32 protein-coding genes are annotated in these 24,762 nt (G+C 63.5%); 12 read left to right on the top strand and 20 right to left on the bottom strand.

Annotated features, from left to right (window positions below):
• Nucleotides 1-40: 40 nt before the first annotated feature.
• Nucleotides 41-1,105 carry an NAD(P)/FAD-dependent oxidoreductase gene (locus tag VXL81_RS13900; RefSeq protein ID WP_416543275.1) on the top strand — a complete coding sequence of 355 codons (1,065 nt, stop codon included), beginning with the start codon at nt 41-43 and terminating at the stop codon, nt 1,103-1,105.
• Between the two features lie 23 nt (nt 1,106-1,128).
• Complete coding sequence (locus VXL81_RS13895) at nt 1,129-1,545, top strand: VOC family protein (RefSeq protein WP_260101075.1); 417 nt, start codon at nt 1,129-1,131, stop codon at nt 1,543-1,545.
• A gap of 99 nt (nt 1,546-1,644) precedes the next feature.
• Here the strand turns inward: VXL81_RS13895 and VXL81_RS13890 are convergent, their stop codons facing one another.
• The 3 genes from VXL81_RS13890 to VXL81_RS13880 all read right to left on the bottom strand — a co-directional run bounded on the left by VXL81_RS13890 (nt 1,645) and on the right by VXL81_RS13880 (nt 3,900).
• Entirely contained in the window at nt 1,645-2,187 is a 543-nt protein-coding gene (locus VXL81_RS13890) for an NADPH-dependent FMN reductase (RefSeq protein WP_260101076.1), read from the bottom strand.
• Between the two features lie 221 nt (nt 2,188-2,408).
• A complete protein-coding gene (locus VXL81_RS13885; RefSeq protein WP_340546814.1) occupies nt 2,409-3,068 on the bottom strand; it encodes an OmpA family protein in 660 nt (219 codons plus the stop codon).
• A 124-nt stretch (nt 3,069-3,192) separates the two neighbouring features.
• A complete protein-coding gene (locus VXL81_RS13880; protein WP_340546813.1) occupies nt 3,193-3,900 on the bottom strand; it encodes a helix-turn-helix transcriptional regulator in 708 nt (235 codons plus the stop codon).
• A gap of 103 nt (nt 3,901-4,003) precedes the next feature.
• Between VXL81_RS13880 and VXL81_RS13875 the strand changes: the two genes are divergently transcribed.
• Complete coding sequence (locus VXL81_RS13875; protein WP_416554757.1) at nt 4,004-4,288, top strand: hypothetical protein; 285 nt, start codon at nt 4,004-4,006, stop codon at nt 4,286-4,288.
• On the opposite strand, the gene VXL81_RS13870 is transcribed toward VXL81_RS13875, so the two are convergent.
• The gene (locus VXL81_RS13870; RefSeq protein WP_416537402.1) at nt 4,243-5,100 is read right to left on the bottom strand and encodes a methylated-DNA--[protein]-cysteine S-methyltransferase; all 858 of its coding nucleotides are present in this window, start codon (nt 5,098-5,100) and stop codon (nt 4,243-4,245) included. The genes VXL81_RS13875 and VXL81_RS13870 overlap by 46 nt on opposite strands.
• A 177-nt stretch (nt 5,101-5,277) precedes the next feature.
• Here VXL81_RS13870 and nth point away from each other — a divergent pair, with 177 nt between their 5' ends.
• On the top strand, nt 5,278-5,922 hold the full coding sequence (gene nth / locus VXL81_RS13865; protein WP_416541203.1) for an endonuclease III: 645 nt from the start codon (nt 5,278-5,280) through the stop codon (nt 5,920-5,922).
• Nucleotides 5,919-6,908, top strand: a complete 990-nt coding sequence (locus tag VXL81_RS13860) for an adenosine kinase (protein ID WP_416535260.1) — start codon at nt 5,919-5,921, stop codon at nt 6,906-6,908. The genes nth and VXL81_RS13860 overlap by 4 nt, the downstream gene beginning before the upstream one ends.
• A gap of 98 nt (nt 6,909-7,006) precedes the next feature.
• Here the strand turns inward: VXL81_RS13860 and VXL81_RS13855 are convergent, their stop codons facing one another.
• A complete protein-coding gene (locus VXL81_RS13855; protein WP_416554755.1) occupies nt 7,007-7,495 on the bottom strand; it encodes a MarR family winged helix-turn-helix transcriptional regulator in 489 nt (162 codons plus the stop codon).
• Nucleotides 7,496-7,577: 82 nt separating this feature from the next.
• Between VXL81_RS13855 and VXL81_RS13850 the strand changes: the two genes are divergently transcribed.
• Nucleotides 7,578-8,447, top strand: coding sequence for an EamA family transporter (locus tag VXL81_RS13850; protein WP_416554753.1), 870 nt, complete (start codon nt 7,578-7,580; stop codon nt 8,445-8,447).
• 38 nt (nt 8,448-8,485) lie between these two features.
• Here VXL81_RS13850 and VXL81_RS13845 read toward each other — a convergent pair whose 3' ends face one another.
• A complete protein-coding gene (locus VXL81_RS13845; RefSeq protein WP_416554751.1) occupies nt 8,486-9,031 on the bottom strand; it encodes a hypothetical protein in 546 nt (181 codons plus the stop codon).
• Entirely contained in the window at nt 9,028-9,510 is a 483-nt protein-coding gene (locus VXL81_RS13840; protein ID WP_340546806.1) for an RNA pyrophosphohydrolase, read from the bottom strand. Before VXL81_RS13840 ends, VXL81_RS13845 begins: the two co-directional genes overlap by 4 nt.
• 158 nt (nt 9,511-9,668) lie before the next feature.
• On the opposite strand from VXL81_RS13840, the gene VXL81_RS13835 reads away from it, so the two are divergent.
• Together VXL81_RS13835 and VXL81_RS13830 are read left to right on the top strand one after the other, a co-directional pair.
• Nucleotides 9,669-11,696, top strand: coding sequence for an FAD-dependent oxidoreductase (locus tag VXL81_RS13835; protein WP_416554749.1), 2,028 nt, complete (start codon nt 9,669-9,671; stop codon nt 11,694-11,696).
• Between the two features lie 160 nt (nt 11,697-11,856).
• The gene (locus tag VXL81_RS13830) at nt 11,857-12,408 is read left to right on the top strand and encodes a type 1 glutamine amidotransferase domain-containing protein (RefSeq protein WP_416554747.1); all 552 of its coding nucleotides are present in this window, start codon (nt 11,857-11,859) and stop codon (nt 12,406-12,408) included.
• Between the two features lie 70 nt (nt 12,409-12,478).
• Here VXL81_RS13830 and VXL81_RS13825 read toward each other — a convergent pair whose 3' ends face one another.
• The 4 genes from VXL81_RS13825 to VXL81_RS13810 form a co-directional block, all read right to left on the bottom strand.
• On the bottom strand, nt 12,479-12,826 hold the full coding sequence (locus VXL81_RS13825) for a hypothetical protein (protein WP_416545339.1): 348 nt from the start codon (nt 12,824-12,826) through the stop codon (nt 12,479-12,481).
• 47 nt (nt 12,827-12,873) lie between these two features.
• On the bottom strand, nt 12,874-13,230 hold the full coding sequence (locus VXL81_RS13820) for an antibiotic biosynthesis monooxygenase family protein (protein WP_340546803.1): 357 nt from the start codon (nt 13,228-13,230) through the stop codon (nt 12,874-12,876).
• Nucleotides 13,227-13,550: an NIPSNAP family protein gene (locus VXL81_RS13815; protein WP_027248680.1), complete on the bottom strand. Its 324-nt coding sequence runs from the start codon at nt 13,548-13,550 to the stop codon at nt 13,227-13,229. The genes VXL81_RS13820 and VXL81_RS13815 overlap by 4 nt, the downstream gene beginning before the upstream one ends.
• A 98-nt stretch (nt 13,551-13,648) precedes the next feature.
• Nucleotides 13,649-14,116: a DUF4399 domain-containing protein gene (locus VXL81_RS13810; protein WP_416554745.1), complete on the bottom strand. Its 468-nt coding sequence runs from the start codon at nt 14,114-14,116 to the stop codon at nt 13,649-13,651.
• Nucleotides 14,117-14,314: 198 nt separating this feature from the next.
• Between VXL81_RS13810 and VXL81_RS13805 the strand changes: the two genes are divergently transcribed.
• The gene (locus VXL81_RS13805; protein WP_340546801.1) at nt 14,315-15,220 is read left to right on the top strand and encodes a LysR family transcriptional regulator; all 906 of its coding nucleotides are present in this window, start codon (nt 14,315-14,317) and stop codon (nt 15,218-15,220) included.
• 101 nt (nt 15,221-15,321) lie between these two features.
• On the opposite strand, the gene VXL81_RS13800 is transcribed toward VXL81_RS13805, so the two are convergent.
• From VXL81_RS13800 to VXL81_RS13785, 4 genes are read right to left on the bottom strand one after another with little or no spacing between them, the layout of a single operon-like run.
• Nucleotides 15,322-16,302: an OmpA family protein gene (locus tag VXL81_RS13800; protein WP_416554743.1), complete on the bottom strand. Its 981-nt coding sequence runs from the start codon at nt 16,300-16,302 to the stop codon at nt 15,322-15,324.
• Nucleotides 16,299-16,874: a peroxidase-related enzyme gene (locus VXL81_RS13795; protein WP_340546799.1), complete on the bottom strand. Its 576-nt coding sequence runs from the start codon at nt 16,872-16,874 to the stop codon at nt 16,299-16,301. The genes VXL81_RS13800 and VXL81_RS13795 overlap by 4 nt, the downstream gene beginning before the upstream one ends.
• A 3-nt stretch (nt 16,875-16,877) precedes the next feature.
• Nucleotides 16,878-17,621 carry a GNAT family N-acetyltransferase gene (locus VXL81_RS13790; protein ID WP_416554741.1) on the bottom strand — a complete coding sequence of 248 codons (744 nt, stop codon included), beginning with the start codon at nt 17,619-17,621 and terminating at the stop codon, nt 16,878-16,880.
• Nucleotides 17,618-18,355 carry a competence/damage-inducible protein A gene (locus tag VXL81_RS13785; protein WP_340546797.1) on the bottom strand — a complete coding sequence of 246 codons (738 nt, stop codon included), beginning with the start codon at nt 18,353-18,355 and terminating at the stop codon, nt 17,618-17,620. Before VXL81_RS13785 ends, VXL81_RS13790 begins: the two co-directional genes overlap by 4 nt.
• Before the next feature lie 50 nt (nt 18,356-18,405).
• Here VXL81_RS13785 and sfsA point away from each other — a divergent pair, with 50 nt between their 5' ends.
• Nucleotides 18,406-19,113 carry a DNA/RNA nuclease SfsA gene (sfsA, locus tag VXL81_RS13780; protein WP_340546796.1) on the top strand — a complete coding sequence of 236 codons (708 nt, stop codon included), beginning with the start codon at nt 18,406-18,408 and terminating at the stop codon, nt 19,111-19,113.
• A 17-nt stretch (nt 19,114-19,130) separates the two neighbouring features.
• Here sfsA and VXL81_RS13775 read toward each other — a convergent pair whose 3' ends face one another.
• Complete coding sequence (locus VXL81_RS13775) at nt 19,131-20,057, bottom strand: mechanosensitive ion channel family protein (protein ID WP_416554739.1); 927 nt, start codon at nt 20,055-20,057, stop codon at nt 19,131-19,133.
• Nucleotides 20,058-20,214: 157 nt separating this feature from the next.
• Between VXL81_RS13775 and map the strand changes: the two genes are divergently transcribed.
• The gene (gene map, locus VXL81_RS13770; protein WP_416554737.1) at nt 20,215-21,024 is read left to right on the top strand and encodes a type I methionyl aminopeptidase; all 810 of its coding nucleotides are present in this window, start codon (nt 20,215-20,217) and stop codon (nt 21,022-21,024) included.
• Nucleotides 21,025-21,107: 83 nt separating this feature from the next.
• Here map and VXL81_RS13765 read toward each other — a convergent pair whose 3' ends face one another.
• The 4 genes from VXL81_RS13765 to VXL81_RS13750 all read right to left on the bottom strand — a co-directional run bounded on the left by VXL81_RS13765 (nt 21,108) and on the right by VXL81_RS13750 (nt 24,076).
• On the bottom strand, nt 21,108-21,434 hold the full coding sequence (locus VXL81_RS13765) for a hypothetical protein (protein WP_040181163.1): 327 nt from the start codon (nt 21,432-21,434) through the stop codon (nt 21,108-21,110).
• 186 nt (nt 21,435-21,620) lie between these two features.
• Entirely contained in the window at nt 21,621-22,289 is a 669-nt protein-coding gene (locus tag VXL81_RS13760; protein ID WP_416537416.1) for an HAD family hydrolase, read from the bottom strand.
• Nucleotides 22,290-22,313: 24 nt separating this feature from the next.
• On the bottom strand, nt 22,314-22,868 hold the full coding sequence (gene rsmD, locus VXL81_RS13755) for a 16S rRNA (guanine(966)-N(2))-methyltransferase RsmD (protein WP_340546792.1): 555 nt from the start codon (nt 22,866-22,868) through the stop codon (nt 22,314-22,316).
• Nucleotides 22,865-24,076 carry an NAD(P)/FAD-dependent oxidoreductase gene (locus tag VXL81_RS13750; protein WP_416554735.1) on the bottom strand — a complete coding sequence of 404 codons (1,212 nt, stop codon included), beginning with the start codon at nt 24,074-24,076 and terminating at the stop codon, nt 22,865-22,867. The genes rsmD and VXL81_RS13750 overlap by 4 nt, the downstream gene beginning before the upstream one ends.
• Before the next feature lie 123 nt (nt 24,077-24,199).
• On the opposite strand from VXL81_RS13750, the gene VXL81_RS13745 reads away from it, so the two are divergent.
• Nucleotides 24,200-24,688: a peroxiredoxin gene (locus VXL81_RS13745; protein ID WP_340546790.1), complete on the top strand. Its 489-nt coding sequence runs from the start codon at nt 24,200-24,202 to the stop codon at nt 24,686-24,688.
• Nucleotides 24,689-24,762 lie beyond the last annotated feature (74 nt).

Genomic DNA, 24,762 nt, shown 5'->3' with positions numbered 1-24,762 from the left:
GATGTGGTGAACGACGCGACACTGGCGAAAGGGTGCAGGAATGGCAATGGCGGATATCACCATACGCGGGGCCGGGATCTTTGGCCTGTCGATTGCCTGGGCCTGCGCACGGCGCGGCGCCAAGGTCCAGATCATTGATCCCTTTGGCGCCGGGTCAGGCTCCAGCGGCGGTCTGGTCGGCGCGCTGGCGCCGCATGTGCCGGAGAACTGGAACCCAAAGAAACAATATCAGCTGGAAAGCCTGCTGATGGCCGACGCCTTCTGGGCCGAGGTTGAGGCAACCGGCGGGGTGTCTCCCGGCTATGGGCGCACCGGGCGGCTGCAACCGATCAATGATCAGCGGACATTGGATCTGGCCCATGACCGCGCAGAAAGCGCCCGGTCGCTGTGGCGGGGACTGGCGGACTGGTCCGTCATCGCCGCCGCCGACGCAGGGCCATGGGTGCCGCCCAGCGCCAGCGGATATGTCATCCACGATACGCTGAGCGCCCGGATGCACCCGCGCCGCGCCTGTGCCGCGCTCGTGGCAGGGTTGTCCGTCATGGGGATCGAGGTGCAGGCAGAGGGCGCCGATCAGGGACAGGTGATCCATGCCAAGGGCTATGCAGGACTGCTGGAGCTGAACGACAGGCTGGCAGGCCCCGGCGGCCCGGCCGAGGGCAAGACGCTGGGCAATGGGGTCAAGGGTCAGGCGGCGCTGCTGCGCTTTGCCGAGGGGGATGTGCCGCAGCTTTATGCCGACGGGCTGCACATCATTCCCCATGCCGATGGCACCCTCGCGATTGGCTCCACCAGTGAACGTGAGTTTGAGGATCCCAGCAGCACCGATGCGCAGCTGGACGATGTGATCGCGCGCGCCTGCGCCGCCTTGCCGGTGCTGCATGGTGCCGAGGTGATCGAACGCTGGGCCGGGGTGCGGCCCCGCGCCCGCTCACGCGCGCCGATGCTGGGCGGCTGGCCCGGCAGGAATGGTCATTTCATTGCCAATGGCGGCTTCAAGATCGGCTTTGGCATGGCGCCAAAGGTGGCCGGGACAATGGCAGATCTGGTTCTGGACGGAAACGACGATATCCCGGACGGGTTCCGGGTCGAAGATAACTTCTGAATGTCAGGCGAAGGGGAAGAGCAATGATCGCCTATATCACCATCGGTGCCAATGACATGGCAAAGGCAAAGGCCTTTTACACCGCATTTCTGCCGGTGCTTGGCTATGGTCTCAGCGAGGGGCCGGAAGGGCTGAGCTTTGCCCTGCCAGTGCCGGAGGGAGAGCTGCCGACCCTGCCCGATTTCTATGTGAAGCCGCCGTTTGATGGCGCTGCCGCCTCGGCTGGGAATGGCGTGATGGTGGCGTTTCAGGCCCGCGATCAGCAGCAGGTGCGCGACCTGCACGCGGCGGCGGTTGCGGCGGGCGGATCTGATGACGGCCAGCCGGGGTTTCGCGCGGCCTATAGCGCCGGGTTTTATGTCGGCTATCTGCGCGACCCTGACGGCAATAAGATCGCGCTGTTTTCCAACTCTCCCGACGAGCCGGGCCGCGACGGGTGATCAATGCGGCAGACGCCGACACAAAGACAGCCCCGAAGCGGTGGTTGCGCTGCGAGGCTGGTTGATCTCTGGTCTGGTTGATCTCTGGTCTGGGTCCGCTCAGCGCGCGATTTCGGCCCGCAGCGCCGTCATCAGCGTTTCCAGCGTTTTGACATACATCTCGCCTTTCAGGCGGCCGCCTTCGTCGAATTCGGACTGCGATGCCGCCACATGCACCTGCGGTGCGGTCAGCACGCGGGGCTGAAACGGCACCAGGAATGTGCGCAGCAGCATCTGCGACTTCTCCCCGCCGGCGCGGCCCGCAGCGGCGGACATGACGGCCACCGGTTTGTCCTGAAACGGTTTGTTGCTGGTGCGGCTGACCCAGTCGAGAGCGTTCTTCAACACGCCAGAGGGCGCGCCGTTATATTCCGGGGTGGAGATGATCACCGCATCCGCCGCCTCGATCTGATCCGCAAGTGTCTGAACCGCTGCGGGAATGCCATTGGCCTGTTCGTCGTCACCGTCATAAAGCGGCAGATTGAGATCGGCCTCGCTCACCTCGGCGGGACCGAACAGGCGCAGGGCCTCGGCCAGCAGTTTACGGTTGGTGGCGCCCGCACGCAGCGAACCGGAGATGGTCAGGATTTTGGGGTCGGACATGGTGTGATGCCTCTTTCGGTTTTGAATTTCTGTCTCGGACAAACCTATGCCGTCAGGCCGGTGAGAAAACCCCGACGCCTGCGCAGCCGATGTGCAGTCATCCACACAACGCCACGCAGTCTGGAATAGTTACATAACTGCGCAGAAAAAAGACCGCACCCTGCGGCGCGGTCTTTCTGCTTGGACGGGGCAACACCCCGGATATGGCTGCGTCAGGAGGCTCAGGCGCCCTGCGGGATCACGACGATTTCCACGCGGCGGTTGCGCGCCTTGCCATCGGGTGTGAGGTTCGACGCCACCGGCTGGCTTTCGCCGCGGCCGATGATCTGGACGCGGTTGTAGGGCACACCACCGGCCTGGATCTGATCGGCGACCGCATTTGCGCGACGCTCCGACAGGCCCTGGTTATAGGCGGCATCGCCATCGCTGTCGGTATGGCCGATCACCTGAACCTGACTGTTGGGGTAGCGCACCAGGCTGGCGGCAACCTTGTTCAGGTCAGAGCGCACCGCGGGCGAGATCGCCGCGCTGTCGGTGGCAAAGGTGAGGTCATTGGGCAGCGACACGATCAGACGGTCGCCGGTGTTGACGATGGAGATGCCATCATTGGAGATCGACTGGCGCAGCTCGCGCTCCTGCGCGTCCAGCTGGTTGCCGATGACGCTGCCGGCGGCGGCACCGACCAGCGCGCCGGTGACAGCACCCAGACCCCGGTCGGAATCATTGGCAGCAGCGCCAACGCCCGCGCCGATCAGGCCCCCGATCAGAGCGCCGCTCTGGGTCTTGCTGCCGGGGGTGCCGACGGTTGCGGGATCGGTACAGGCGGTCAGGCCCAGGCCTGCGGCCAGGATGGCGGCGGTGGTAAGTTTCATCTGCATCATCAAAAATCTGCCTTTTGCTTGCTCAATCCGGGCGGGGCCCGTGCTGCGGAGAATATCGTGTCGCGGTGCCGTCATCACAAGGTAACGTCTTTTTGGCTCGGCGAAAACCTGCCCAAGCTCTGCTTTAGGCTGAGGTGATCCGGGCCGCATCCTCCTCAAGTCCGCCGCCCTGCTCCATCCAGAGTTTGCGCAGCAGATCGGCCTCTGCCGCAAAGCTGTCCGCCAGCAGATCGGCGCAGAGCATCCGGTCGGCGCGAAAATGGCGAAAGCCGCCGCGCAATTCGCACCAGGCCGCCAGCAGCGTGGTTTCGACGTTGTAGATCAGCGCCAGCGGGCGCAGGACCCGCAGGGTTTCGCCGCTGTCGGGACAGAGATAGGTGAGCCGCAGTTTGCGGCTTTCCCGGACCGCCTGTCGCAGCAGCCCCTTTGACACGCAGCCCCGCTCGGGATCATCCAGCGGCGCGCCGCCCCAGGGGGCCACCTGCAACCGATCTCCGGGCGAGCGGCATTCCATGACTTTGCGACAGACCCTTTTGGCCGCCTCCTGCAAGGCGCCGTCGCCGGTTCGCATCAACAGGGACAGGCCGACATAAAGCGCCTCCAGCTCTTCTTCGTCGAAGTTGAGCGGCGGCAGATCATAGCCCTTGCGCAGCACATAGCCGATGCCCGCCTCCCCCTCGATCGGGGTGCGCATCCCCTGTAGCGCGGCGATATCGCGGTAGACGGTGCGTTTTGAGACCTCCAGCTTTTCCGCCAGATCCTCCGCCCGGATCGGGGCGGAGGCGGCGCGCAGGATTTGGATGACTTCGAACAGGCGGCCGGTGCGTTCCATGGTCTCTCTCCGCTGACAGGCTGCTGACATCTTAGCACAGGCCGCTGACAAAGCGTGTCAGCAGCGTTGTGGTGTTCTGACTTCAGACAGAAGGAGAAACACCATGCTGACCTATGACTGGATTGTTCTGATCACGCTGGGCAAAGACAAATGGGAGGCGCAGCGCCAGTTTTCCAAATCCTACGAAGTAGAGCGGGAGGCCGCTCAGATCCGGGGCGCGGCAACGGCCGCCGCAATGGCCGCAGCGCGGGCCGAGGCCGAGATCGCGCCGGGTGGCAAGCGCCCCGGCCTGCTGCGGCGCCTGTTTGCGCGGCGCGCGGGTCAGGACAGGGTGCGCGCGGATCAGGCCGCGCCGTCCTGCTGCCCCTCCTCCCGCGCCGCCTCATAGGCCAGCATCGCGCGTTTGACCGGCAGCCCCCAGTGGTAGCCGCCGAGAGCGCCGGATTTGCGCAGGGCGCGGTGGCAGGGGATCAGCCAGCTGACCGGGTTGCGCCCCACCGCCGTGCCGACGGCGCGCACCGCCCGCGGCGCGCCGATGGATTGGGCGATCTCGGAATAGGTGGTGACCTGCCCGGACGGGATGCGCAGCAGCGCCTCCCAGACCTTGATCTGCAAGGGGGCGCCGATCATATGCAGGGCCGCCTCGCCGCGCTGTGCAAAGATCGCCTCCGCCTGCGGCCGCAACAGCTCCGGGGTTTCGGCAAACGCGGCCTGAGGCCAGCGTGACCGCATATCTGCCATCGCCGCCTCCGGCCCGGTTTCCGCCGCGAAGGCCAGCCCGCAGATGCCTTTCTGCGTGCCCATCACCAGCGCCAGACCGAAGGGGCTGTCAAACCAGCCCCAGTGGATTGTCAGACCGGCCCCCTTGCGGGCGTATTCACCGGGGCTCATCGCCTCCCAGCGCAGGAACAGATCGTGCAGTCGGCCACTGCCCGAAAGACCCACGGCATGGGCGGCCTCCAGCGTGGTGAAGCGATCCTCCAGCAGGCTCTTGGCATGGCCCAGCCGCAGATATTGCTGGTAGCGTTTGGGGGAGACGCCGACCCAGGCCGAGAACAGCCGCTGGAAATGCGAGGGGCTCATCCCCATCGCGGCAGAGAGTTCGGCCAGCGTCAGATCCTCGCCGCCATCGTCAATCAGCGCAATCGCCCGGCGCATGACGCCGTAATGATAGCTCTCCTCGCGCGTCTGCAATGTCATGGGTCGCACTCCCGCCTGTGGTCCTGTGCTCCAGTATATGGCGCTGGCCGGGCAGTGCGACCCGGATCTTGCGCGAAGGGCCTGCGCGAGACCGGCAAGCCGCAGTGTAACGCTTCGCTCACCCTGACCCGCTTTTCTGTTTGCGCCGACTGTTCCTGCGCGGCATTAAGGGCCGCGATGGCAAAGCAACTCGATTATCACACGCTGCGTGAGATCTTCACGCGGTTTCAGGCAGCGGATCCAGAGCCGAAGGGCGAACTGGATCACGTCAACGTCTATACGCTTGTGGTGGCGGTGGCGCTGTCGGCGCAGGCCACCGATGCGGGCGTGAACCGGGCAACACGCGAGCTGTTCAAGATTGCCGACACCCCGCAGAAGATGCTGGATCTGGGCGAAGAAGGTCTGATCGAGCATATCAAGACCATCGGATTATATCGCCAGAAGGCCAAGAACGTGATCAAGATGTCGCGGATTCTGGTCGAGGAGTATGACGGCATCGTGCCCAATTCCCGCGCGGCGCTGCAATCCCTGCCCGGTGTCGGGCGCAAGACCGCAAATGTGGTGCTGAACATGTGGTGGCGCCAGCCCGCACAGGCGGTGGACACCCATATCTTTCGCGTTGGCAACCGGGCGGGCATTGCGCCGGGCAAGGATGTCGATGCGGTCGAACGTGCCATCGAAGACAATATTCCGGCGGATTTCCAGCTTCATGCCCATCATTGGCTGATCCTGCACGGACGATACCATTGCAAGGCTCGCAAGCCGATGTGCCCCACCTGCATCATCCGCGATCTCTGCCAGTTTGAGGACAAGACTCTATGAAAACCTACCAGCTCGTCGGGATCGGCAATGCCGTTGTGGACGTGATCAGCCAATGTGACGACAGCTTTCTGGAGCATATGGGCATCGAGAAAGGCATTATGCAGCTGATCGAACGTGATCGCGGCGAGGTGCTCTATGCGGCTATGCAGGAACGGGTGCAGACGCCCGGCGGTTCGGTGGCGAATACCATTGCGGGCGCGGGTGCACTGGGGCTGGATGCGGCCTTTATCGGGCGGGTGCATGACGATGCGCTGGGACGGTTCTACGCCAAGGCGATGGCGGATGACGGCGTGGATTTTGTGAACCCGCCGGTTGCGGGCGGCGAGCTGCCGACCTCGCGGTCGATGATCTTTGTCTCCGGCGATGGCGAGCGGTCGATGAACACCTATCTGGGCATCTCCTCCGAGCTGTCCTCGTCGGATGTGCCGGATACGGTGGCCGGCAAGGCGCAGCTGATGTTCCTTGAGGGCTATCTGTTCGACAAAGACAAGGGCAAGAGCGCCTTTATGGAAGCGGCGCGGGACTGCCGCAACGGCGGCGGCAAATGCGGCATCGCGATTTCCGATCCCTTCTGTGTGGAACGCCACCGGGCCGACTTCCTGTCGCTGATCGAACACGACCTCGATTTCGTGATTGGCAATGAGGCTGAGATCAAATCGCTGTTTGAAACCGACGATCTGGAAGAGGCGCTGGCCAAGACAGCCGCCATCTGCCCGCTGGTGGTCTGCACCCGCTCCGGCGATGGCGTCACCGTGGTTGAGGGCGACACCCGCGTGACAGTGCCGGTTGAGCGGGTGGTGCCGGTGGATGCCACCGGGGCCGGCGATCAATTTGCGGCCGGGTTCCTGTTCGGCATGGCCAAGGGGCTGGATATCGAGACCTGCGCCAGGATCGGCAATGTCTGCGCCGCCGAGGTGATCAGCCATATCGGCCCCCGCCCCAAGGCGGTGATGAATCAGGTGCTGCGCCGCGAAGGGCTGATCTGAGCCGGGGCCGTGCCCGCAGCCACTATTGCACAGCCGTCCCCGAGCAATCGGGGGCGGCTTTGTTCATCGGTGATCGACCCTGACGGTCGCGGGGGGCTTCAGGCGGTTTCTGCCGCGTTCAGCGCCTTGGACAGAAGATGTGTCAGGCTGCGCTGTTCGGTGTCCGACAGATCGCCGAGCAGGCGGGCCTGAGTGGCGACATGGGCCTCGACCACCTCGTTGATCAGCTTCAGCCCCTCTGGCGTCAGCTCAATCAGGAAGCCGCGGCTGTCCTCGGGGTTGACGCTGCGCGCCACCAGACCGGCGTCCACCAGCCGGTCGATGCGGTTGGTCATGGTGCCGGAGGCGACCATGGTGGCCTGCAACAGATCGCCCGGTGACAGCCGATAAGGCGCGCCTGCCCGGCGCAGGGTGGCCAGCACATCGAACTTGGCCGCGTTCAGATCATAGCCCGCCCAGGTTTTCTGCATTTCTTTCTGATAGGCTTGCGCCAATCGTCCGACCCGCCCGATGACGGCCATCGCCGATACATCAAGGTCGGGGCGCTCTCGCTCCCATTGCTGGGTCACAAAATCCACATGGTCCATGTGGGAAGGTATTATCGCATGATATCTTGACGTCAAGAAAAACCGATATATCTTGATGTCGAGAAATAAAGGAATCTCTGCCATGCAAAGCCGCGATCTGATCCTAACCGCGCTGGCCCCCGTGATCTGGGGCAGCAGCTATATTGTCACCACCACCCTGCTGCCGGGGCAGTCGCCGCTGCTGGTGGCACTGCTGCGCGCGCTGCCTGCGGGGCTGTTGCTGATGCTGATGGTGCGGCAACTGCCGCCGCTGAGCTGGGTGCCGCGGTTGTTGGTGCTGGGGGCGCTGAACTTCTCGATCTTCTGGAGCCTGCTGTTTGTCGCTGCCTACCGCCTGCCCGGCGGGGTTGCTGCGACCCTTGGCGCGGTGCAGCCGCTGGTGGTGGTGTTCCTGTCGGCGCTGATGCTGAAGACGCCGGTGCGCACGGCGGCAGTGCTGGCGGCGGCCCTGAGCATTCTGGGCGTGGCGCTGCTGGTGCTGACGCCGAGTGCGCAGCTGGACGGGATCGGTGTTCTGGCAGGGCTCGCCGGGGCCATTGCGATGGCAGCCGGCGTTGTGCTGAGCCGCAAGTGGCAGCCGCCTGTGTCGCTGCTGACCTTCACCGCCTGGCAGTTGACGGCGGGCGGGCTGCTGCTGATCCCGGCCACCCTGTGGTCGCTGCCATCGCTGCCGCAGCTGAGTGCCGAGAACCTGTTGGGGTTGGCGTACATGAGCCTGATCGGCGGCGCTGCGACCTATGTGTTGTGGTTTCGCGGCATCGCCCGGCTGGAACCATCGGTGGTGTCGCTTCTCGGGGTGCTCAGCCCGCTATCAGCGGTGGTGCTGGGCTGGGTGTTCCTTGGCGAGGTGCTGACGGCGAAACAGGCGATTGGCGCGGGCCTTGCGCTGTTCAGCCTGTGGCTGGGGCAAAGCGGATTGCGCTGGCGCAGGCGGCGGGTGGCCGGGGCCTGAGACCCTGCCGGATGTGCAGGACCAAAGCCGGGACCGGGTTAGCGTTCGGACCAAGGAGTGCAGGATGTGCCCGCGTGGCAGGCCAGCACCTCCTCTCGGGCGGCACCATCGGTGCCCCCGAAGCCAAAGCCGCCACAGGGATCCATGCGCAGCACGTAATCGCCTGCGCGCTGCTCCAGAAAGGCCAGATAGTCCACGCCATCCGCAGCGCCAGCACACCACGGCCCAAAGCAGAGGATTTCCAGCGTGATGTCCAGATCGACGTCTTTTGAAAAGCCGTCCGGGGTCATCACCTTACCGTTGATCCGCGCGGGGATCAGGCTGCGCGGCGGCGCATCATTGGGATTGTCCTGCGGCGGTTTCGGCAGGGCGGTTTCATCAAAGCTGAGCTTACCCTCGACCACGACGTAGTTTTTGTCGGATTTCACCGCCTCCAGATAGGCGTCCGACGGTCCCCAAGGCAGGCAGCTGAGAGCGGATGCGGGACCGGCCAGCGCAGACAGGAGGGCAACGGGCAGAAAACGCGTGCAAAGCGGCGACATCAGGACATCCTTTGTCAGACGGGGGGCAGTCCGAACCATCATAGATGGTCCTGAAACTCCTGAATAACCCGTTCGTAGACCTCGCGTTTGAATGGCACGATCTTGCCGACCAGCTGATCGACCGGCTGCCAGCACCAGGCGGAGAATTCCGGGTGGTCGGTGGCGATATTGATCTGATCGTCGCGCCCGAGAAAGCGCATCAGATACCATTTCTGTTCCTGCCCGCGATACTTGCCGCCCCAGAAATGCGGCACCACCTCGGCGGGCAGATCATAGGGCAGCCAGCCGTTGCTTTCGGCGATGATCTCGACCAGATCGGCGGTGACGCCGGTTTCTTCCTCCAGTTCGCGCAGCGCCGCCAGCCTGGGATCTTCGTCTGCGTCGATACCACCCTGGGGCATCTGCCAGGCGTCCTTGTGCCGGTCCATGCGCTGGCCGACCCAGACCTCACCCGCTGCATTGACCAGCATCACGCCGACATTGGGCCGGTACGGCAGGGTTGCGATATCTTCGGGGGTCATCCAGTCTCTCCTTGGTTGGATGCATCCCTTGTGCACCTGTGCCCCAGCGTCGTGCAAGAGGTTGACGCCGCGTCCAAAGTGACAATCCCTTTCAGGCCGGGCCATTTTCGCGCAAACGAAGACCAAAGACTTATCAGAGAACTACCAGGGAGAGTGTCATGACTGCGTACCCGAAAATGTTGGCGCCGCTGGATCTCGGCTTTACCACGTTGAAAAACCGCGTGCTGATGGGATCCATGCACACCGGGCTTGAGGAAACCAAGGACTGGAACCGGGTGGCCGAGTTCTATGCCGACCGGGCGCGCGGTGGCGTGGCGCTGATGGTCACCGGTGGCATTGGTCCGAACCTTGAAGGATCGGTTCTGCCAGGGGCGGCGATGATGGCGAGCGAGCAGGATGTGGCCAACCACAGCATCGTCACAAACCGCGTGCATGAGGCCGGGGGCAAGATCGCGATGCAGATCCTGCATGCCGGGCGTTATGCCTATGGTCCGAAATGCGTGGCGCCAAGCCCGATAAAATCGCCGATCTCGCCCTTCCCGCCGCAGGAGCTGGATGAAGAGGGTATCGAGAAGCAGATTTCCGACATCGTGAATGCCGCCGTGCTGGCACAGCAGGCGGGCTATGATGGCGTTGAGATCATGGGGTCGGAGGGCTATTTCCTGAACCAGTTCCTCGTCACCCATACCAACAAGCGCGAGGACCGCTGGGGCGGGTCCTATGAGAACCGGATGCGCCTGCCGATCGAGGTCGTGCGCCGCACCCGTGAGGCGGTGGGGACGGATTTCATCATCATCTACCGCCTGTCGATGATCGACCTTGTGCCCAATGGCTCCACCTATGACGAGGTGGTCGAACTGGCGCAGGAGATCGAGAAGGCCGGTGCCACCATCCTGAACACCGGGATCGGCTGGCATGAGGCGCGCATTCCGACGATTGCCACATCTGTTCCCCGCGCGGCCTTTGCCTGGGTCACCAAAAAGCTGATGGGCAAGGTTGGCATTCCGGTGATCACATCGAACCGGATCAACACGCCGGAGGTCGCCGAGCAGGTGCTGTCCGAGGGCTGCGCCGATATGGTGTCGATGGCGCGGCCAATGCTGGCGGATGCGGATTTTGTCGCCAAGGCAGCGGAGGGCAAGGCCGATCAGATCGCACCCTGCATCGCCTGCAATCAGGCCTGTCTGGACCATACGTTCAGCGGCAAGCTGACCTCCTGCCTGGTGAATCCGCGCGCCTGCCATGAGACCGAACTGGTGCTGACGCCTGCGGAGAGCGTGAAGACCGTCGCCATTGTCGGCGCGGGTCCTGCGGGTCTGTCCACCGCGCTGGCGGCAGCGGAGCGCGGCCACAAGGTGACGCTGTTTGATCGCGCAAGCGAGATCGGCGGCCAGCTGAACATGGCCAAGCAGGTGCCGGGCAAGGAAGAATTCTGGGGGCTGGTCGATTGGTATCGCACCATGCTGGCCCAGAGCGACGTCACGCTGGAGCTGAACCGCGAGGTGTCGGCGGGCGATCTCAAGGGCTTTGACGAGGTGGTGATTGCCACCGGCGTAGTGCCGCGCGATCCGCAGATCCCCGGTCAGGACCGCGACAATGTGGTCGATTACATCGACGTGCTGCGCCACAAGGCCAAGGTGGGCAAGCGGGTGGCGGTGATCGGCGCAGGCGGCATCGGCTTTGATGTGTCGGAATTCCTGCTGCACGAAGGTGAAAGCGCCACGGAGAACCTGCCCCTGTGGATGAAGGAATGGGGCGTTGCGGACCCGGCCGAGCATCGCGCCGGTCTGGCCCCCGAAGGCCCGCAGCCTGAGGCCCCGGCCCGCGAGGTGACGCTGTTGCAGCGCAAGGCGGAGCGCCACGGCAAGCGGCTGGGCAAGACCACCGGCTGGATCCACCGCGCCACGCTGAAGATGAAGGATGTGAATTTCGTCGGCGGCGTGAACTATGAGAAGATCGACGACGACGGGCTGCATGTCAGCTTTGGCGAGGCGCGCGAGAATCCAACCGTGATCGCGGCGGATACCGTTGTTCTGTGCTCTGGCCAGCTGTCGGAGCGGTCGCTGGCGGATGCGCTGGAGGCACAGGGCACATCCTGCCACGTGATCGGCGGCGCCGATCTGGCGGCCGAACTGGACGCCAAACGGGCCATCAATCAGGGTACACGGCTGGCGGCCAGCCTCTGATCCGGCACCGTCTCGCCGCTGTGTAAATCTTGCGACCCTCGCCGCCTGTGGTGGCGGGGGTCGTTTGCGGTTGTGGAACCTCCGGCGCCCAGTGGCGTTTTGTCCGTGAACGGCGCCGCCCCGGTGGCGCGATTACCGCCACGACAGACAGGAGAGTTTCATGCCCCGTATCACCGACGCCAAGATCCTGATGATTGCCACCCATGGGTTCGAGCAGTCCGAACTGGAATTCCCGCGCGATCAGCTGCGGGTCAAGGGCGCTGAGGTCTCTGTCGCCAGCCTCGATGGCAAGGCGATCAAGGGCTGGGAAGGCGATGACTGGGGCCGTGAGGCCGAGGCGGATCTGGCGCTGGAGGCGGTCCGTGTCGAGGAGTACGACGCGCTGGTCCTGCCCGGCGGTCAGATCAACCCGGATCTGCTGCGCATCAATGACGATGTGATCGAGCTGATCAACGGTTTCTACGATCAGGGCAAGGTTGTCGCCGCAATCTGCCATGCGCCCTGGCTGCTGATCGAGGCCGGTCTGGTCAAGGGCCGCACCATGACCTCGTTTCAGTCGATCAAGACCGACATGATCAACGCGGGGGCCGATTGGCAGGATGCGGAGGTCGTCGCGGACAACGGGATCGTGACCAGCCGCAACCCCGATGATCTGAAGGCATTTGTCGGCAAGATCGTGGAAGAGATCGAAGAAGGCCGCCACCCGCGCTGAAGCTGCGACCGGTTAATGTGTCTATTTCCACAACGGCCCCGGTTCGCAACCGGGGTCTTTGACGTAACGATCAAGGGCGGCGCAAACCGCCACAGGCGAGGCAGTTCTTGTCGTCCGGCAAGGTGATCCGGTCAACAAGCACGGTGATAGCCTGACCGCTGACGGCGGCGCCCATCTGGCGCACGTCGAGTTCGTGGACCCCTGTTGGCACATCCAATGTCAGGCGGATGTCGCCCATGGGCAACCCATCGGAACCGACAGGGTCGCCATCGACATAGAGGTGATATGCGCCCTTTGCGGGTACGCGGATACCAACAGTGATGGGCGACGCGACGATATCGCCATCTCGGGGCGACAGGATCGCCGCGCCGGGTATTCGCGCCTCTTCCGCCCCAACAAGAGAGGTGAAGAGGGCCATACCGATCACGGCACAGCCCCAGAGGTGTAGCCTGCGCCCCTCGTGTTTCACGTGGCAACAGGGTCGTGGGCCGCGCGGGCATCGGCGGGGGCTTCGTCGCGCCGCTCCATGCCGTAGTCGCGCAGCACGCCTGCCACCCGCAGGCGGTAATCCCTGAACACATGGTCCCTGCCCTCTTTCTGCCCCGCGCGGTGGGCGCTGAGCTGGCGCCAGTTGGCCACGGCTTCCTCGCTCTCCCAGAAGGACAGCGACAGGAGTTTGCCCGGCGTGGTGAGGCTCTGGAACCGTTCGACGGAGATGAAGCCTTCGATCTGCTCCAGGAGCGGCTTCAGACTGGCTGCGATCTCAAGATAGCGGTCCTTGGCGCCATCCTTGATTTCAACCTCGAATATGACTGCGATCATCCTGTGGATCCTTCTGGGTCGGAAACTTTTTTCAGCCAGGTGCGGTCCTCGCGCAGGATGAAGCGGCGCTCCTGGGCGAAGGCGTAGTTTTCGCGGCCCAGTGGGTCGGCTGCGAGGCGCGCGCGGTAGGCTTCGTATTCGGCAAGGTTTGCCACATCATAGATGCCATAGGCCAGCGTTGATGAGCCTTCATGCGGGGCATAATAGCCGATCAGATCGGCGCCGCAGCGGGGGATCGCCTGCCCCCAGTTGCGGGCGTAGGTGGCGAAATCCTCACGTTTGGTGGGGTCGATATGGTAGCGGATGACACAGGTGAGCATATGGGGCGTCCTTCGTTGAGAAATACGCCCCTGATCTAGCAGCCGGCCCGACGGCGATGCTTCGCCCTGCGCCGAAGTATCGCCGCCCGTTACCTCGCCTATTCGACCGTGATGGTGATCACCTGCGATACCACCGGGGTGGAATGCGGCACATGGCCGTAATCGCCCATCACCAGTTGCAGCGTATGTTCGCCCGGTGCCAGATCCAGCGTGGTTTCGGTCTGGCCGCCGCCAAAATGGATGTGGTTTTCATCCGATGGCAGACCGTAGGACAGCTCATCCGCGCCATCCTCGCCCTCGCCCAGCGGCGGGCGGTCGATCAGCAGGTGATGGTGACCGGTGTTTTCCTTTTCGGTGCCCGCCGGGGCCACCCCCATGCCGCGCAGGCCAAAGACCACGGTGACCGGGGATGAGACGGTATCGCCATCCCTGGGCATCACGAAGTAGACCTCCGCCCCCTCCGGCGACGGGGTTTCGCCGCCGGCCAGGGCCGCGGAAACCGGCAGGGCACAGGCGACGAGGGCCGCCAGCGCGGTTCTCATCGTGGATCTGATGATCGCAGTCATAAGTTGTCCTCCCATTGATGTAAGCCCCTCTCAACATAGTGGCTTTGACTGCTATTGCGATCTTCGGGCCGAGCCGCAGGTGTTTCCAGCTGGTAAACTATGGGTGAATAACCCTGCAATTATCCCATCCTCGCCCCGTTCTTGCCCGATTTGCCCGCGACATTTGAGGCAACACGGGTAAACAAGGACGCGAGTGCTATGGACCGACTGACCGAAATGGAGGCCTTTGCCAATGTGGTGGACCAGGGCGGATTCACCGATGCGGCAAAGAAGATGGGGATCTCCAAATCGGCGGTGTCCAAACATGTCTCAAGCCTTGAGGCCCGTCTGGGCGCGCGGCTGCTGAACCGGACCACGCGGCGGGTCTCGCCCACAGAAATTGGGCTGGCCTACTATGACCGCGCCCGCCGTGTCCTGAATGATGCCGGTGAGGCGGATGCGCTGGTCACCTCCATGCAATCGGCGCCATCGGGGCTGCTGCGGATTTCAGTGGCGACGGATTTCGGCGTCAATCACCTGTCGCCGGTGCTGTCGGACTTCCTGCGCGACTATCCCGATATCACCGTCAACATGGTGCTGAACAACCGCTATGTGGAGCTGATCTCCGAAGGGTTTGATATGGCGCTGCGGATCGGCGAGCTGGAAGACAGCTCTCTGCGGGCGCGCAAGCTGACCGAAACCACCAAGCGGATGATCGCCTCCCCCGCCTATCTGGAGAAATTCGGTCGTCCACAGAAGATCGACGATCTCAACATGCACAAGCTGCTGCATTATTCGAACCAGTCCAGCGGCAGCATGTGGAAGATCACCGCGCCGTCGGGCGAAAAACGGCAGGTGCGGACCTCTGGCTGGCTGTCGGTGAATGACGGGCAGTCGCTGCTGAATGCGGCCATTTCAGGCCTCGGGATCGCCTATCTGCCAAGCTATCTCTACTCAGATGCCATGGCCGAGGGGCTGGTCGAGGACGTCATGCCCTCGCTGCCGATGGAAACCCAAGGCATCTATGCGGTCTACCCTCCTGGCCGCTTTACCCAGCCCAAGGTGCGGGCGTTCATCGACTTTCTCGCTGAGGCCTTTGCCGATAAGGATGGCATCACCTGGTGAGCCGCGCGCCCCGTTGGAACTGGAGAGGACCCGGCCATTGTGCCGGGTTTTCCCGTTCCGGGCCTCTGGGCGGTGGCCATGGGAGATCTGCGGGCGGCCTGTCAGCGGGCGATCAGAACCACCTCAACCCGGCGGTTGGCCTCGCGCCCCTCGGGGCTGAGGTTGCTGGTCAGCGGCGCCATGAAGCCCGCACCTGCCACCGACACGCGACCGGGCTCCAGATCGCCCTCCTCCAGCAGACGGGTCCGCACCGCATCGGCGCGCCGTTCGGAGAGCGCGATATTCTGGCTAAGACTGCCGACGGTATCGGTATGGCCCACCAAGAGCACGGAATAGTCGGGGTTCTGGCTAAGGAACTCTGCCAGCGCCGCCAGACTGGCATAGGGTTTGGCCCCCAGCGCCACCGCGCCGGTTTCAAATTCGAGATCCGCCAGCACCGCGCGCCCATTGCGGCGCAGGCGCTCGATCAGCTCTGCCGCGCCCACCAGCGGCGGTGCCACGATCGGCGCCTCCGCTGGCTGGCTGGCGGTGGTGGCGGTGTCGTCGCGCGGTGCCGCGCTGGCGGTTTCCGCGGAGCGGACTTCGATCATCTGCACAAAGGTTGCATTGCCGGAGCGGGAAACCAGCAGGGTGACGATCCGCCCGTCGGGATGTTCGGCAGAGAGGAAGCTGAAGTTGCTGACATCCACCGTCATATCCGGCGCCGGGATCACCTCGATATCAAAGCGGAAATCAAAGCCGCCGCAGCTGCGCGCCGGACATTGAAACAGCAGGTCATAGCCGGCATCGACCAGCTGCGCGCGCAATGGCGCCAGCACCTGCAAAACCGTGGAATCGCCGGAAATTCGCCAGCTGCGGCGCAGAATCTGACCTTCAACCTGGCGTTCGGGCACGCCGTCGTCGCTGGCCGCACCTAGCGGTACCGCATAGCTGCCAAGGGCGGTTGGCCGTTCGGCCAGCTGGCGCGCGCCGGGCGGCAGCTCGATGCCCTGGGCTGCCACAAATGACGGCAGGGCCGCACAGAGCAGCCCCGCCACCGCAGGCGTCAGCCGCCGGGCGGCAAGGACAGCGCGACGGATCACCGGTGCTGCGCGTGATAGGCGTCGTTGGGGACCATGCCGGTGGCACTGGCAACCCGATTGGACATGTTGAAGAAGCCGGTGACATTGGCGATATCCCAGATATCGCGGTCGCTGAAGCCGTGGTCGCGCAGGGTCTGGCGGTCGGCCTCTTCGATCTCGGCGCTGGCCTTGGTCGCCTTGGCCGCGAAATCCAGCATGGCGCGCTGGCGCGGCTCCAACGGAGCAACCCGGTAGTTCATCACCAGCATTTCGCCCAGCTTGGGATCGCCCGACAGCTGACGCACGGCCGCGCCATGGGCTGCGAGGCAGTAGAAACAGCTGTTGATGGCGGAGACCACCACCGCGATCATCTCGCGCTCCAGCTTTGACAGGCCGCTGTCCGCCAGCATCAGGTCGTTATACATCGCGGTAAAGGCGTTGAGCTTGTCGATGTCGAAGGCATTGGCGCGCAACACGTTGGGCACCATGCCGAGTTTGTCCTGGCAGATGTCGAAATATTTCTGCGTCTCCGGCGGCAGCGGGTCTACCATCGGCAGGTCCAATGCGGTTGGGGCATCAGCGTCGCGGGTCATCGGTTACACTCCCTCTGGGTTGTGACGATAGTGGTAACGCCCGGCGCGCAGCATGCCAAGTGAGGCATATAGACCGTTTGCCCCGGCGTTGGCTTCGGTGCAGAGAACCGCCAGTTCGCGCGCGCCCTGATCAGCGGCCCATTGCGCAGCGCGGTGCATCAGCCAGACGCCCATGCCCTTGCGCCGCTGGTGCGGCAGGATTTCCAGCGCGTGCACCATGGCGGTGCCGTCGTGGATCGCCACAAAAACGGTGCCCGCGGGGGAATCATCGCAGCGGCCCAGCAGCGAGGTCTTGGCCCCCGCCGTGCGCTGCATGACCGCAAAGCGCTCGGGACCGATGCCACCGGCGGCCCAGATTTCATGCTGGATCGCAAGGGGTTCCCAGACGCAGAAGGCGGTCACGGGCGGGATTTCAACATGGCAGAGCTGTTCGACAGGACAGGTCCAGAGCACCACCGGATCCTTGATCACATAGCCCCGCGCAGCGAGCTGCGCATCAAGGGCGTCCTGACCGTCGCGGATCATGAACAGATGATCCTGCCCCATCTCCGACATCGCCAGTTCGGCGGCGGTGATTTCTGCCTCGCTTGCGTGGCCTGTGATGACGGTTGCTGCGGAGACCCGGCTGCCGCCGCCATCGCCCCGGCGCAGGGTGACCGGACCCAGCTGGCGGACCTCGGCGGCAGGCCAGGTGTGGTCGGTGACGTCATAGTATTTCGGGTCGGTCAGCGACGGCGTGGCAGTCAAAGATCAAGATCCCGCGCCAGCGCGGTAATCGCCGCATCCACCCGCGCGCCATCGGCACCGCGCACCACCACATTGGCGCCAAAGGCACCATTCTGCTGGAACGGGTAACAGCCGATCGAGAGGTCATCATAGGCCTCGGCAATGGCAGTCAGGATAGGGGCAATGTCGCCCTCGCCCCGCTGCACTCGCAGGGTCTGCGACAAGAGCGGCGCACCGCCGGTGAGCGTCGGCAGGACCGAGGCGACCATGGCCTGAAACACGCTGGGCACCCCGGCCATCACATGCACGTTGCGCAGGGTGAAACCGGGCGCGGTGGAGACCGGGTTTTCAATCAGCGTGGCGCCATCGGGGATCCGGGCCATGCGCAGGCGGGCCGCGTTCAGCTCCTGCCCGGATTTGTCGTAATGGGCCTGCAACAGCGCGCGCGCATCCTCGCGCACGTCCAGATGCACATCAAAGGCCTTGCTGATGCAATCGGCGGTGATGTCGTCATGGGTGGGGCCGATACCGCCGCTGGTAAAGACATGGTCAAAACCATCCGAGAGCGCCCTGACGGCGGCGATGATCGCGGCCTCATTGTCGCTGACGACGCGCACTTCCTGCAGGTCGATGCCATGTTTGCTCAGCTCGCCGGCGAGGTAATACATATTGGCATCGCGGGTGCGCCCGGACAGAATCTCGTCACCGATGACAAGCATCGCTGCGGTTGGCATGGCGCCGGTTGGGGTGGCCATCTGCGCTCCTCCTCTTGAACCAATGATAGCGCAGGTATAGGCCCTGTCACATGCGCTTTCAAACCCCTCTGCTGCCCGCCACGCTGATCCGACGCTACAAGAGGTTTCTGGCGGACTGCCAGTTGCCGGATGGGCGCGAAATAACCGCGCATTGTGCCAATCCCGGCTCGATGATGGGGCTGGCGGACCCGGGCAGCACGGTCTGGCTGGAGCCGAATGACGATCCGAAGAAGAAGCTGAAATACGGCTGGCGGCTGGTCGAGGTTGCCGGTGGCACCCTGGTGGGTGTGGATACATCGGTGCCGAACCGCGCGCTGAAATCGGCGCTGGAGGCGCGCCAGATCGCAGCGCTGTCGGCCTATGAAACGGTCCGGGCCGAGGTGAAATATGCCGAGAAGAGCCGCATTGATTTCCTGCTGAGCCAGCCCGGCCTGCCCGATTGCTATGTTGAGGTCAAAAGCGTGACGCTGTCACGCCAGCCCGGTCTGGCGGAGTTCCCCGACAGCGTGACCGCGCGCGGGGCCAAGCATCTGGGCAACCTGGCCGACATGTGCCGGTCCGGTCACCGGGCGGTGCTGCTCTATCTGGTGCAGCGCGGTGATTGTGAGCGGTTTCAGATCGCCGGCGATATCGACCCGACCTATGCCGCCGCCTGGGATGCGGCGGCGGCTGCGGGGGTGGAGCGGCTGGTGATCGCCACCCGCATCACCCCGGAGGGTGTTGCAATTGCGGGCGCGATTGGCGCAGGCGCGGGCTGAGCGCTGCGGGTCGCCTGTCAGGCTGCTTCGCTCTGCGTGTCGGTGGTGCCACTTTTGCTCTGCTCGGCGCTATCCGAGCTGTCCGAGCTGTCGGGGCTGGCCTGCACCAGCGTCCGGGTCGGGAAGGGAATATCGATTCCGGCCGCATCCAGTGCTTCCTTCACCCGGCGTTTCATATCCGCCTGATACTGGAAATATTCCGCCGCATCGACCCAGACACGGACCAGGAAATCCACCGAGCTGCTGTTGAGATTATTGACCTGGATGAAGGGTTCCGGCTCTGCGTGCGAGCGGCTGTCGGACATGATGGCGTCGCGGATGACCTGCTCGGCGGTGGCAAGGTTGGCCCCGTAGCCGACGCCGAAGGTCCATTCCGCGCGGCGGGTGTCATATTCGGAGTAATTGGTGATCGTGTTGCCCCAGACTTCGGAGTTGGGGATGATCACCTTGAGGTTCGACAGGTCGGCGATCACCGTGTTGTTCAGGGTGATTTCCTTGACCGTGCCCATTTCGCCGTCCACTTCGATGAAATCACCCAGTTTGAACGGGCGGAACAGGATCAGCATGATGCCAGCTGCCACATTGGACAGCGCGCCCTGCATGGCCAGACCGATGGCCAGACCCGCGGCACCGATGGCCGCGATGATCGAGGTGGTCTGGACCCCGAAGGTGTTGAGAACAAAGAGCACCGCAAAGGCAAGGATCACATAGCGTGCCAGATTGCCGAGGAAGTGGAACAGCGTCACATCAAGGCTGGCATGGCTGTCGCCGATCTGAACGATCCGTCGTTTGACCCAGCCCGCGACGATGAAGCCAGCCATCAGGATCAGCATGGCGGCGAGCACGCTGCCCATGGCCTGAGCCAGAAATTCCAGCGTGATCAGATCGGCCAGCGCTTTTCCGTTATAGATTTCGGTCTGCATCAGGGCATTCATGCTGTCCATGGCTGCGGGTCCCTCCGTGGTGCGATTGCAATTCGTCAGGGAGGGGAACGCATCCGGGTGGCAAAAAGTTCCCGGCAGGCGGTGGTGCCGGCTCTGGCCCTTTTGGCGCGGAGCGCGTAGATAGCTATGTCAAAGACACCCGATGGAGCCTCATCTGATGAGATCGAAAGACGGCCGCACCACCAAAGACGGCATTCGCATTTATGAGCCCGGCGATTTTGCCGGAATGCACGCTGCCGGGGCGCTGGCGGCACAGATCCTTGACGATATCGCTGCCCATGTCGTCCCCGGTCAGACCACCGGCGAGCTGGACCGGCTGATCACCCAGATGGTGGAGGACGCAGGCGCGACCTCGGCCACCATCGGCTACAAGGGCTATCAGCACGCCAGCTGCATCAGCGTGAACCATGTGGTCTGTCACGGGATTCCCGGCGACAAGAAGCTGAAGGATGGCGATATCCTGAATATCGACGTCACCGTCATCGTCGATGGCTGGTTCGGCGACACCAGCCGGATGTATGTGGCAGGCAAGCTGTCGCGCAAGACCGAGCGGCTGATCCAGGTGACCCATGACTCCCTGATGAAGGGGATCGAGGCGGTGAAACCCGGCAATACCTTTGGCGACATTGGCCATGCGATCCAGTCCTATGTGGAAGCGCAGCGCATGAGCGTGGTGCGGGATTTCTGCGGCCATGGTCTGGGTCAGGTGTTCCACGCGCCGCCCAATGTGCTGCATTATGGCCGCCCGGGCACCGGCCCGGTGCTGGAGGAAGGCATGTTCTTCACCATTGAACCGATGGTGAACCTTGGCCGCCCGGAAACCAAGATCCTGGCGGACGAATGGACCGCTGTTACCCGCGATAAATCGCTGTCCGCGCAGTTCGAGCATTCGGTTGGCGTTACCGCTGATGGGGCCGAGATCTTTACCCTGTCGCCCGGCGGGAAGTTTCACCCGACCTACGGCTGATACCGTATCATTTAACAAAGAAGGGGCGTGCCTTGTGGCGCGCCCCTTTGTCGTTCTGCGATACGGGTTGCCCCGTACCGATATCACAGCTTGCAGCGTTTGCGCTCTGCCAGGGCTACCAGAACCTCGTGACGCTCGTTCGCGGCTTCTAGCGCCTGCTTGGCGTTGGAATGGTTGCCGATAACAGCCGGCCAGAACAATAGCGCGGCGGCGATATTCTCGCCGGACATGCTCTTGCCCTTCTTGGCTTCTTTGCGGATTTCTTCCAGCTGGTTCAGCTGCACCGCGATTTCAGTGCAGGTCAGCTTGGCATCCCCCACCTGCGTTTTGGTGACAACATCAGGCGACACGCAGGCCGACAGGGCCAAGGCGCTGGCGAGCGCCAGGCCAATACGGAGATTGAATTTCACATTGTGTCCTACGTCAATTCTGGGCATCTGAAATGAAGTGCTGAACGAAACGATTGATCGTCCGTTTCACAGGTCGAATATTGCCTGCATCGAACGGTGTAAATCCTGCGGTTGGATCGTGGGGTGTTCCGCTGAACAAAGCGTATAGATTGCTGTGAAAATGTCGCACTCTACCTGAGGGTGCCTTTAGGGAATATGTCCAATCAGGCGCGGAACCTCTGACATGGCGGTGATATGCTCGGCATTATGCCGCTTGAGGCGCGTGCCCTTGCCATGGGGGTCGAAGCCGAGGCAGCGCATCCCGGCGCGGGCGGCGGCGAGGGCGCCGTTTTCGCTGTCTTCGATCACCAGACAGTCGCGCGCCTGCACGTCGAAATGACAGGCCGCCGCAAGAAACAGATCGGGATCGGGTTTGCCGGTCTTCAGCGTCTGGGCCGAGAACATGGCATGGGGATGGAACAGGTCCCAGAGGCCGTTCTGACCAAGAGTGATCCGCATCTTTTCCTCGCTGCCGTTGGAGGCGACGCAGAAGGCGATGCCGCGGACTTGCAACAGTGCCAAAAGATCCGGGATACCCGGCACCAGATCCACACCCTGCCGCAGCCTTGCGTAGGTTTCATCATAGACCTGCGCCACCCAGTTCTCGGGCAGATCCGCACCGCGCGCGATGGCCTTGGTTCGGACATCCGCCATGGTGCCACCAACAAAGAGGTCCATGCACTCCGCCAACGACAGTTGCAGACCATACCGTCCAAGATTGTCGACCAGCACCTGATTGCTAAGTGTTTCACTATCGACCAGCACACCGTCGCAATCAAAAATCACCAGTTTCGGCGTGGGATATGTAATCGGCATGGTGCTGTCCTTTTGGGCTGATGCTCAGCTCTCGCGCCACAGAAGGGTGACATGGGTGTCCCCGTATTTGCGGCTGTCGTGCAGAGTGAATCCTTCGGGGGGCTGCATGGGGCTGCTTTCTTCCCAGACGACCAGCGCCTCCTCGGCCAGCCAGCCGCCTTTTGTCACCGCCGCCAGCGCCTTTTGCCCCAGCGACTTGCCGTAAGGCGGATCGAGAAAGACCACATCGTAAGGCGCAGCGTCATTGACCGGCAGGCGGGTGGCATCACGGCGGATGAGGCGGGCGCGATCCTTGATGCGCAGCAGGTCGATGTTCTTGGTGATCAGCCCCTGCGACACCCGGCCATCATCCACAAACACGGCCTCGGCCGCGCCGCGCGACAACGCCTCAAGCCCCAGGGCACCCGTGCCTGCAAACAGATCCAGCACCCGCGCGCCGTCGAAATCGACGATATGGCCCAGCACGTTGAACAGGCTTTCGCGCACACGGTCGGTGGTGGGGCGCAGATGCGCGCCCGCGTCGCCCTTGCCCAGGCTGGTGAGCGCGCGGCCACGAAACTCGCCGGCGATGATCCTCATGTGCGCAGCAGCGGCTTCAGATCCGCGTCAGCGTCCGCCACGACGGATTTGTCAGCGGTACGCCCGGCCTCGATCAGACGTTTGGCAACCATATAGGCGCGCGGATCATTCATTGCGTCCACCGCCACCAGCTGATCGCCGGTATAGTACCAGAACGACATGGTGCCATCGCTGCCGGTGCGGGTGACCACGTTGTCGTAGCCTGTGTTGAGGCCCGCGATCTGCAGTTTGACGTCGTATTGATCGGACCAGAACCAGGGTTTGGCCACATAGGTTTCATTCGCGCCGAGCATATTGCGGGCGGCGACTTCGGCCTGGTCAATGGCGTTGGGCACGCTTTCCAGCCGGATGCGGCTGCCGTGATAGGGGAAGGACGCACAATCGCCCGCCGCCCAGATCGACGGATCCGAGGTGCGGCCCTGTTCATCCACCCGGATGCCATTCTCCAGCGCGAGGCCTGCCGCCTCTGCCAGATCGGTGGCCGGGGTGATGCCGACGCCGACAATGACGAAATCCACCTCGACCGTGCTGCCATCGCTGAGCACGGCGCGTTTGACGGCGCCGCCCTCACCTTCCAGCTGCACAAGACCCACGCCTTCGCGCAGATCAACACCGTGGCCCGTGTGAAGCGCGCGGAAATAATCCGAGGTTTCGGGAGCTGCGACCCGTTGCAGGATGCGCTCCGCCATCTCGACCAGCGTCACGGCAACCCCGCGTTTGGCGCAGACCGCTGCGGCCTCCAGCCCGATGTAGCCACCGCCGACGATAAGCGTGCGCGCGCCATCCGTGACCGCCGGGGCCATGGCATCCACATCCGCCAGATCGCGCAGGACGTAGACCCCGCCCAGATCGCCGCCGATGGCCGCAGGCAGGCGGCGGGGGGTGGAGCCGGTGGTGAGCGCCAGCTGATCGTAGTGCAGCACCTCATCCGCCAGCGTCACGGTTTTCGCCGCCGGGTCGATGGCCTGCACCTGCTGGCCAAGTTTCAGGGTGATATTGGCCTCGGCATAAAAACTCTCGGGCCGCAGGAACAGGCGGTCCATCTCCATCTCCCCCAGGAGATAGGCCTTTGACAGAGGCGGGCGCTGATAGGGCACAACGGGTTCGCTGCCAATCAGCGTAATCTCTCCGTCAAAACCCTGCTTGCGCAGCTGCGCCACCAGCGAGGCCCCCGCCTGGCCTGCCCCGATCACGACAAAATGGGTCATTTGCTATTGTGCCTTCTGCTGTCTTTCGGAAATGCCATTGCCAGTTTGCGTGCTGGTCAGGCTGTTGCCGAACCCTATATGTGGGGGAACATAAAACACAATCAGCACGGAGAGGAACACAGCATGATTTCACAAGGGGACAGCCTGCCGGAGGCGACATTGACGCGGATGGGCAAGGACGGGCCGGAGCAGGTCGCGATCAGTGATCTTACAAAGGGGCGCACGGTGGCGATCTTTGCGGTGCCGGGTGCGTTTACGCCGACCTGCCATTCCGCCCATGTGCCCAGTTTCGTGCGCAACGCCGAGGCGCTGGCGGCCAAGGGCGTGGATGAAATCATCTGCATTGCGGGCAACGATCCCTTTGTGATGCAGGCCTGGTCAGAGGCGACCGGTGCCGGTGCAGCGGGGATTACCATGCTGTCGGACGCCGAATGCGGCTTTACCGATGCGATCGGGATGCGGCTGGACGCGCCTGCGGCGGGGCTGGTCGGGCGCTCTCTGCGCTATGCGATGCTGGCCCGCGACGGCAAGGTCGAGATCATGAATGCCGAGGATTCGCCCGGCAAATGTGAGCTGTCGGCAGGCGAGGCCCTGCTGGAGGCGATGGGCTGAGCCCCTGCCCCAGACCAAGATCGGGGCGCTAGAAACACCAAGAGAGGCGCGGATACCCTTGCCTCTCTTGTCAT

Origin of the sequence: Phaeobacter sp. JH204B (assembly GCF_048055755.1) — a bacterium.
In the GTDB taxonomy this organism is placed as follows: Bacteria; Pseudomonadota; Alphaproteobacteria; order Rhodobacterales; family Rhodobacteraceae; genus Phaeobacter; species Phaeobacter bryozoorum.
The sequence above is the reverse complement of the archived record's forward strand: the minus strand, read 5'-3'. Positions and strand labels throughout refer to the sequence as shown.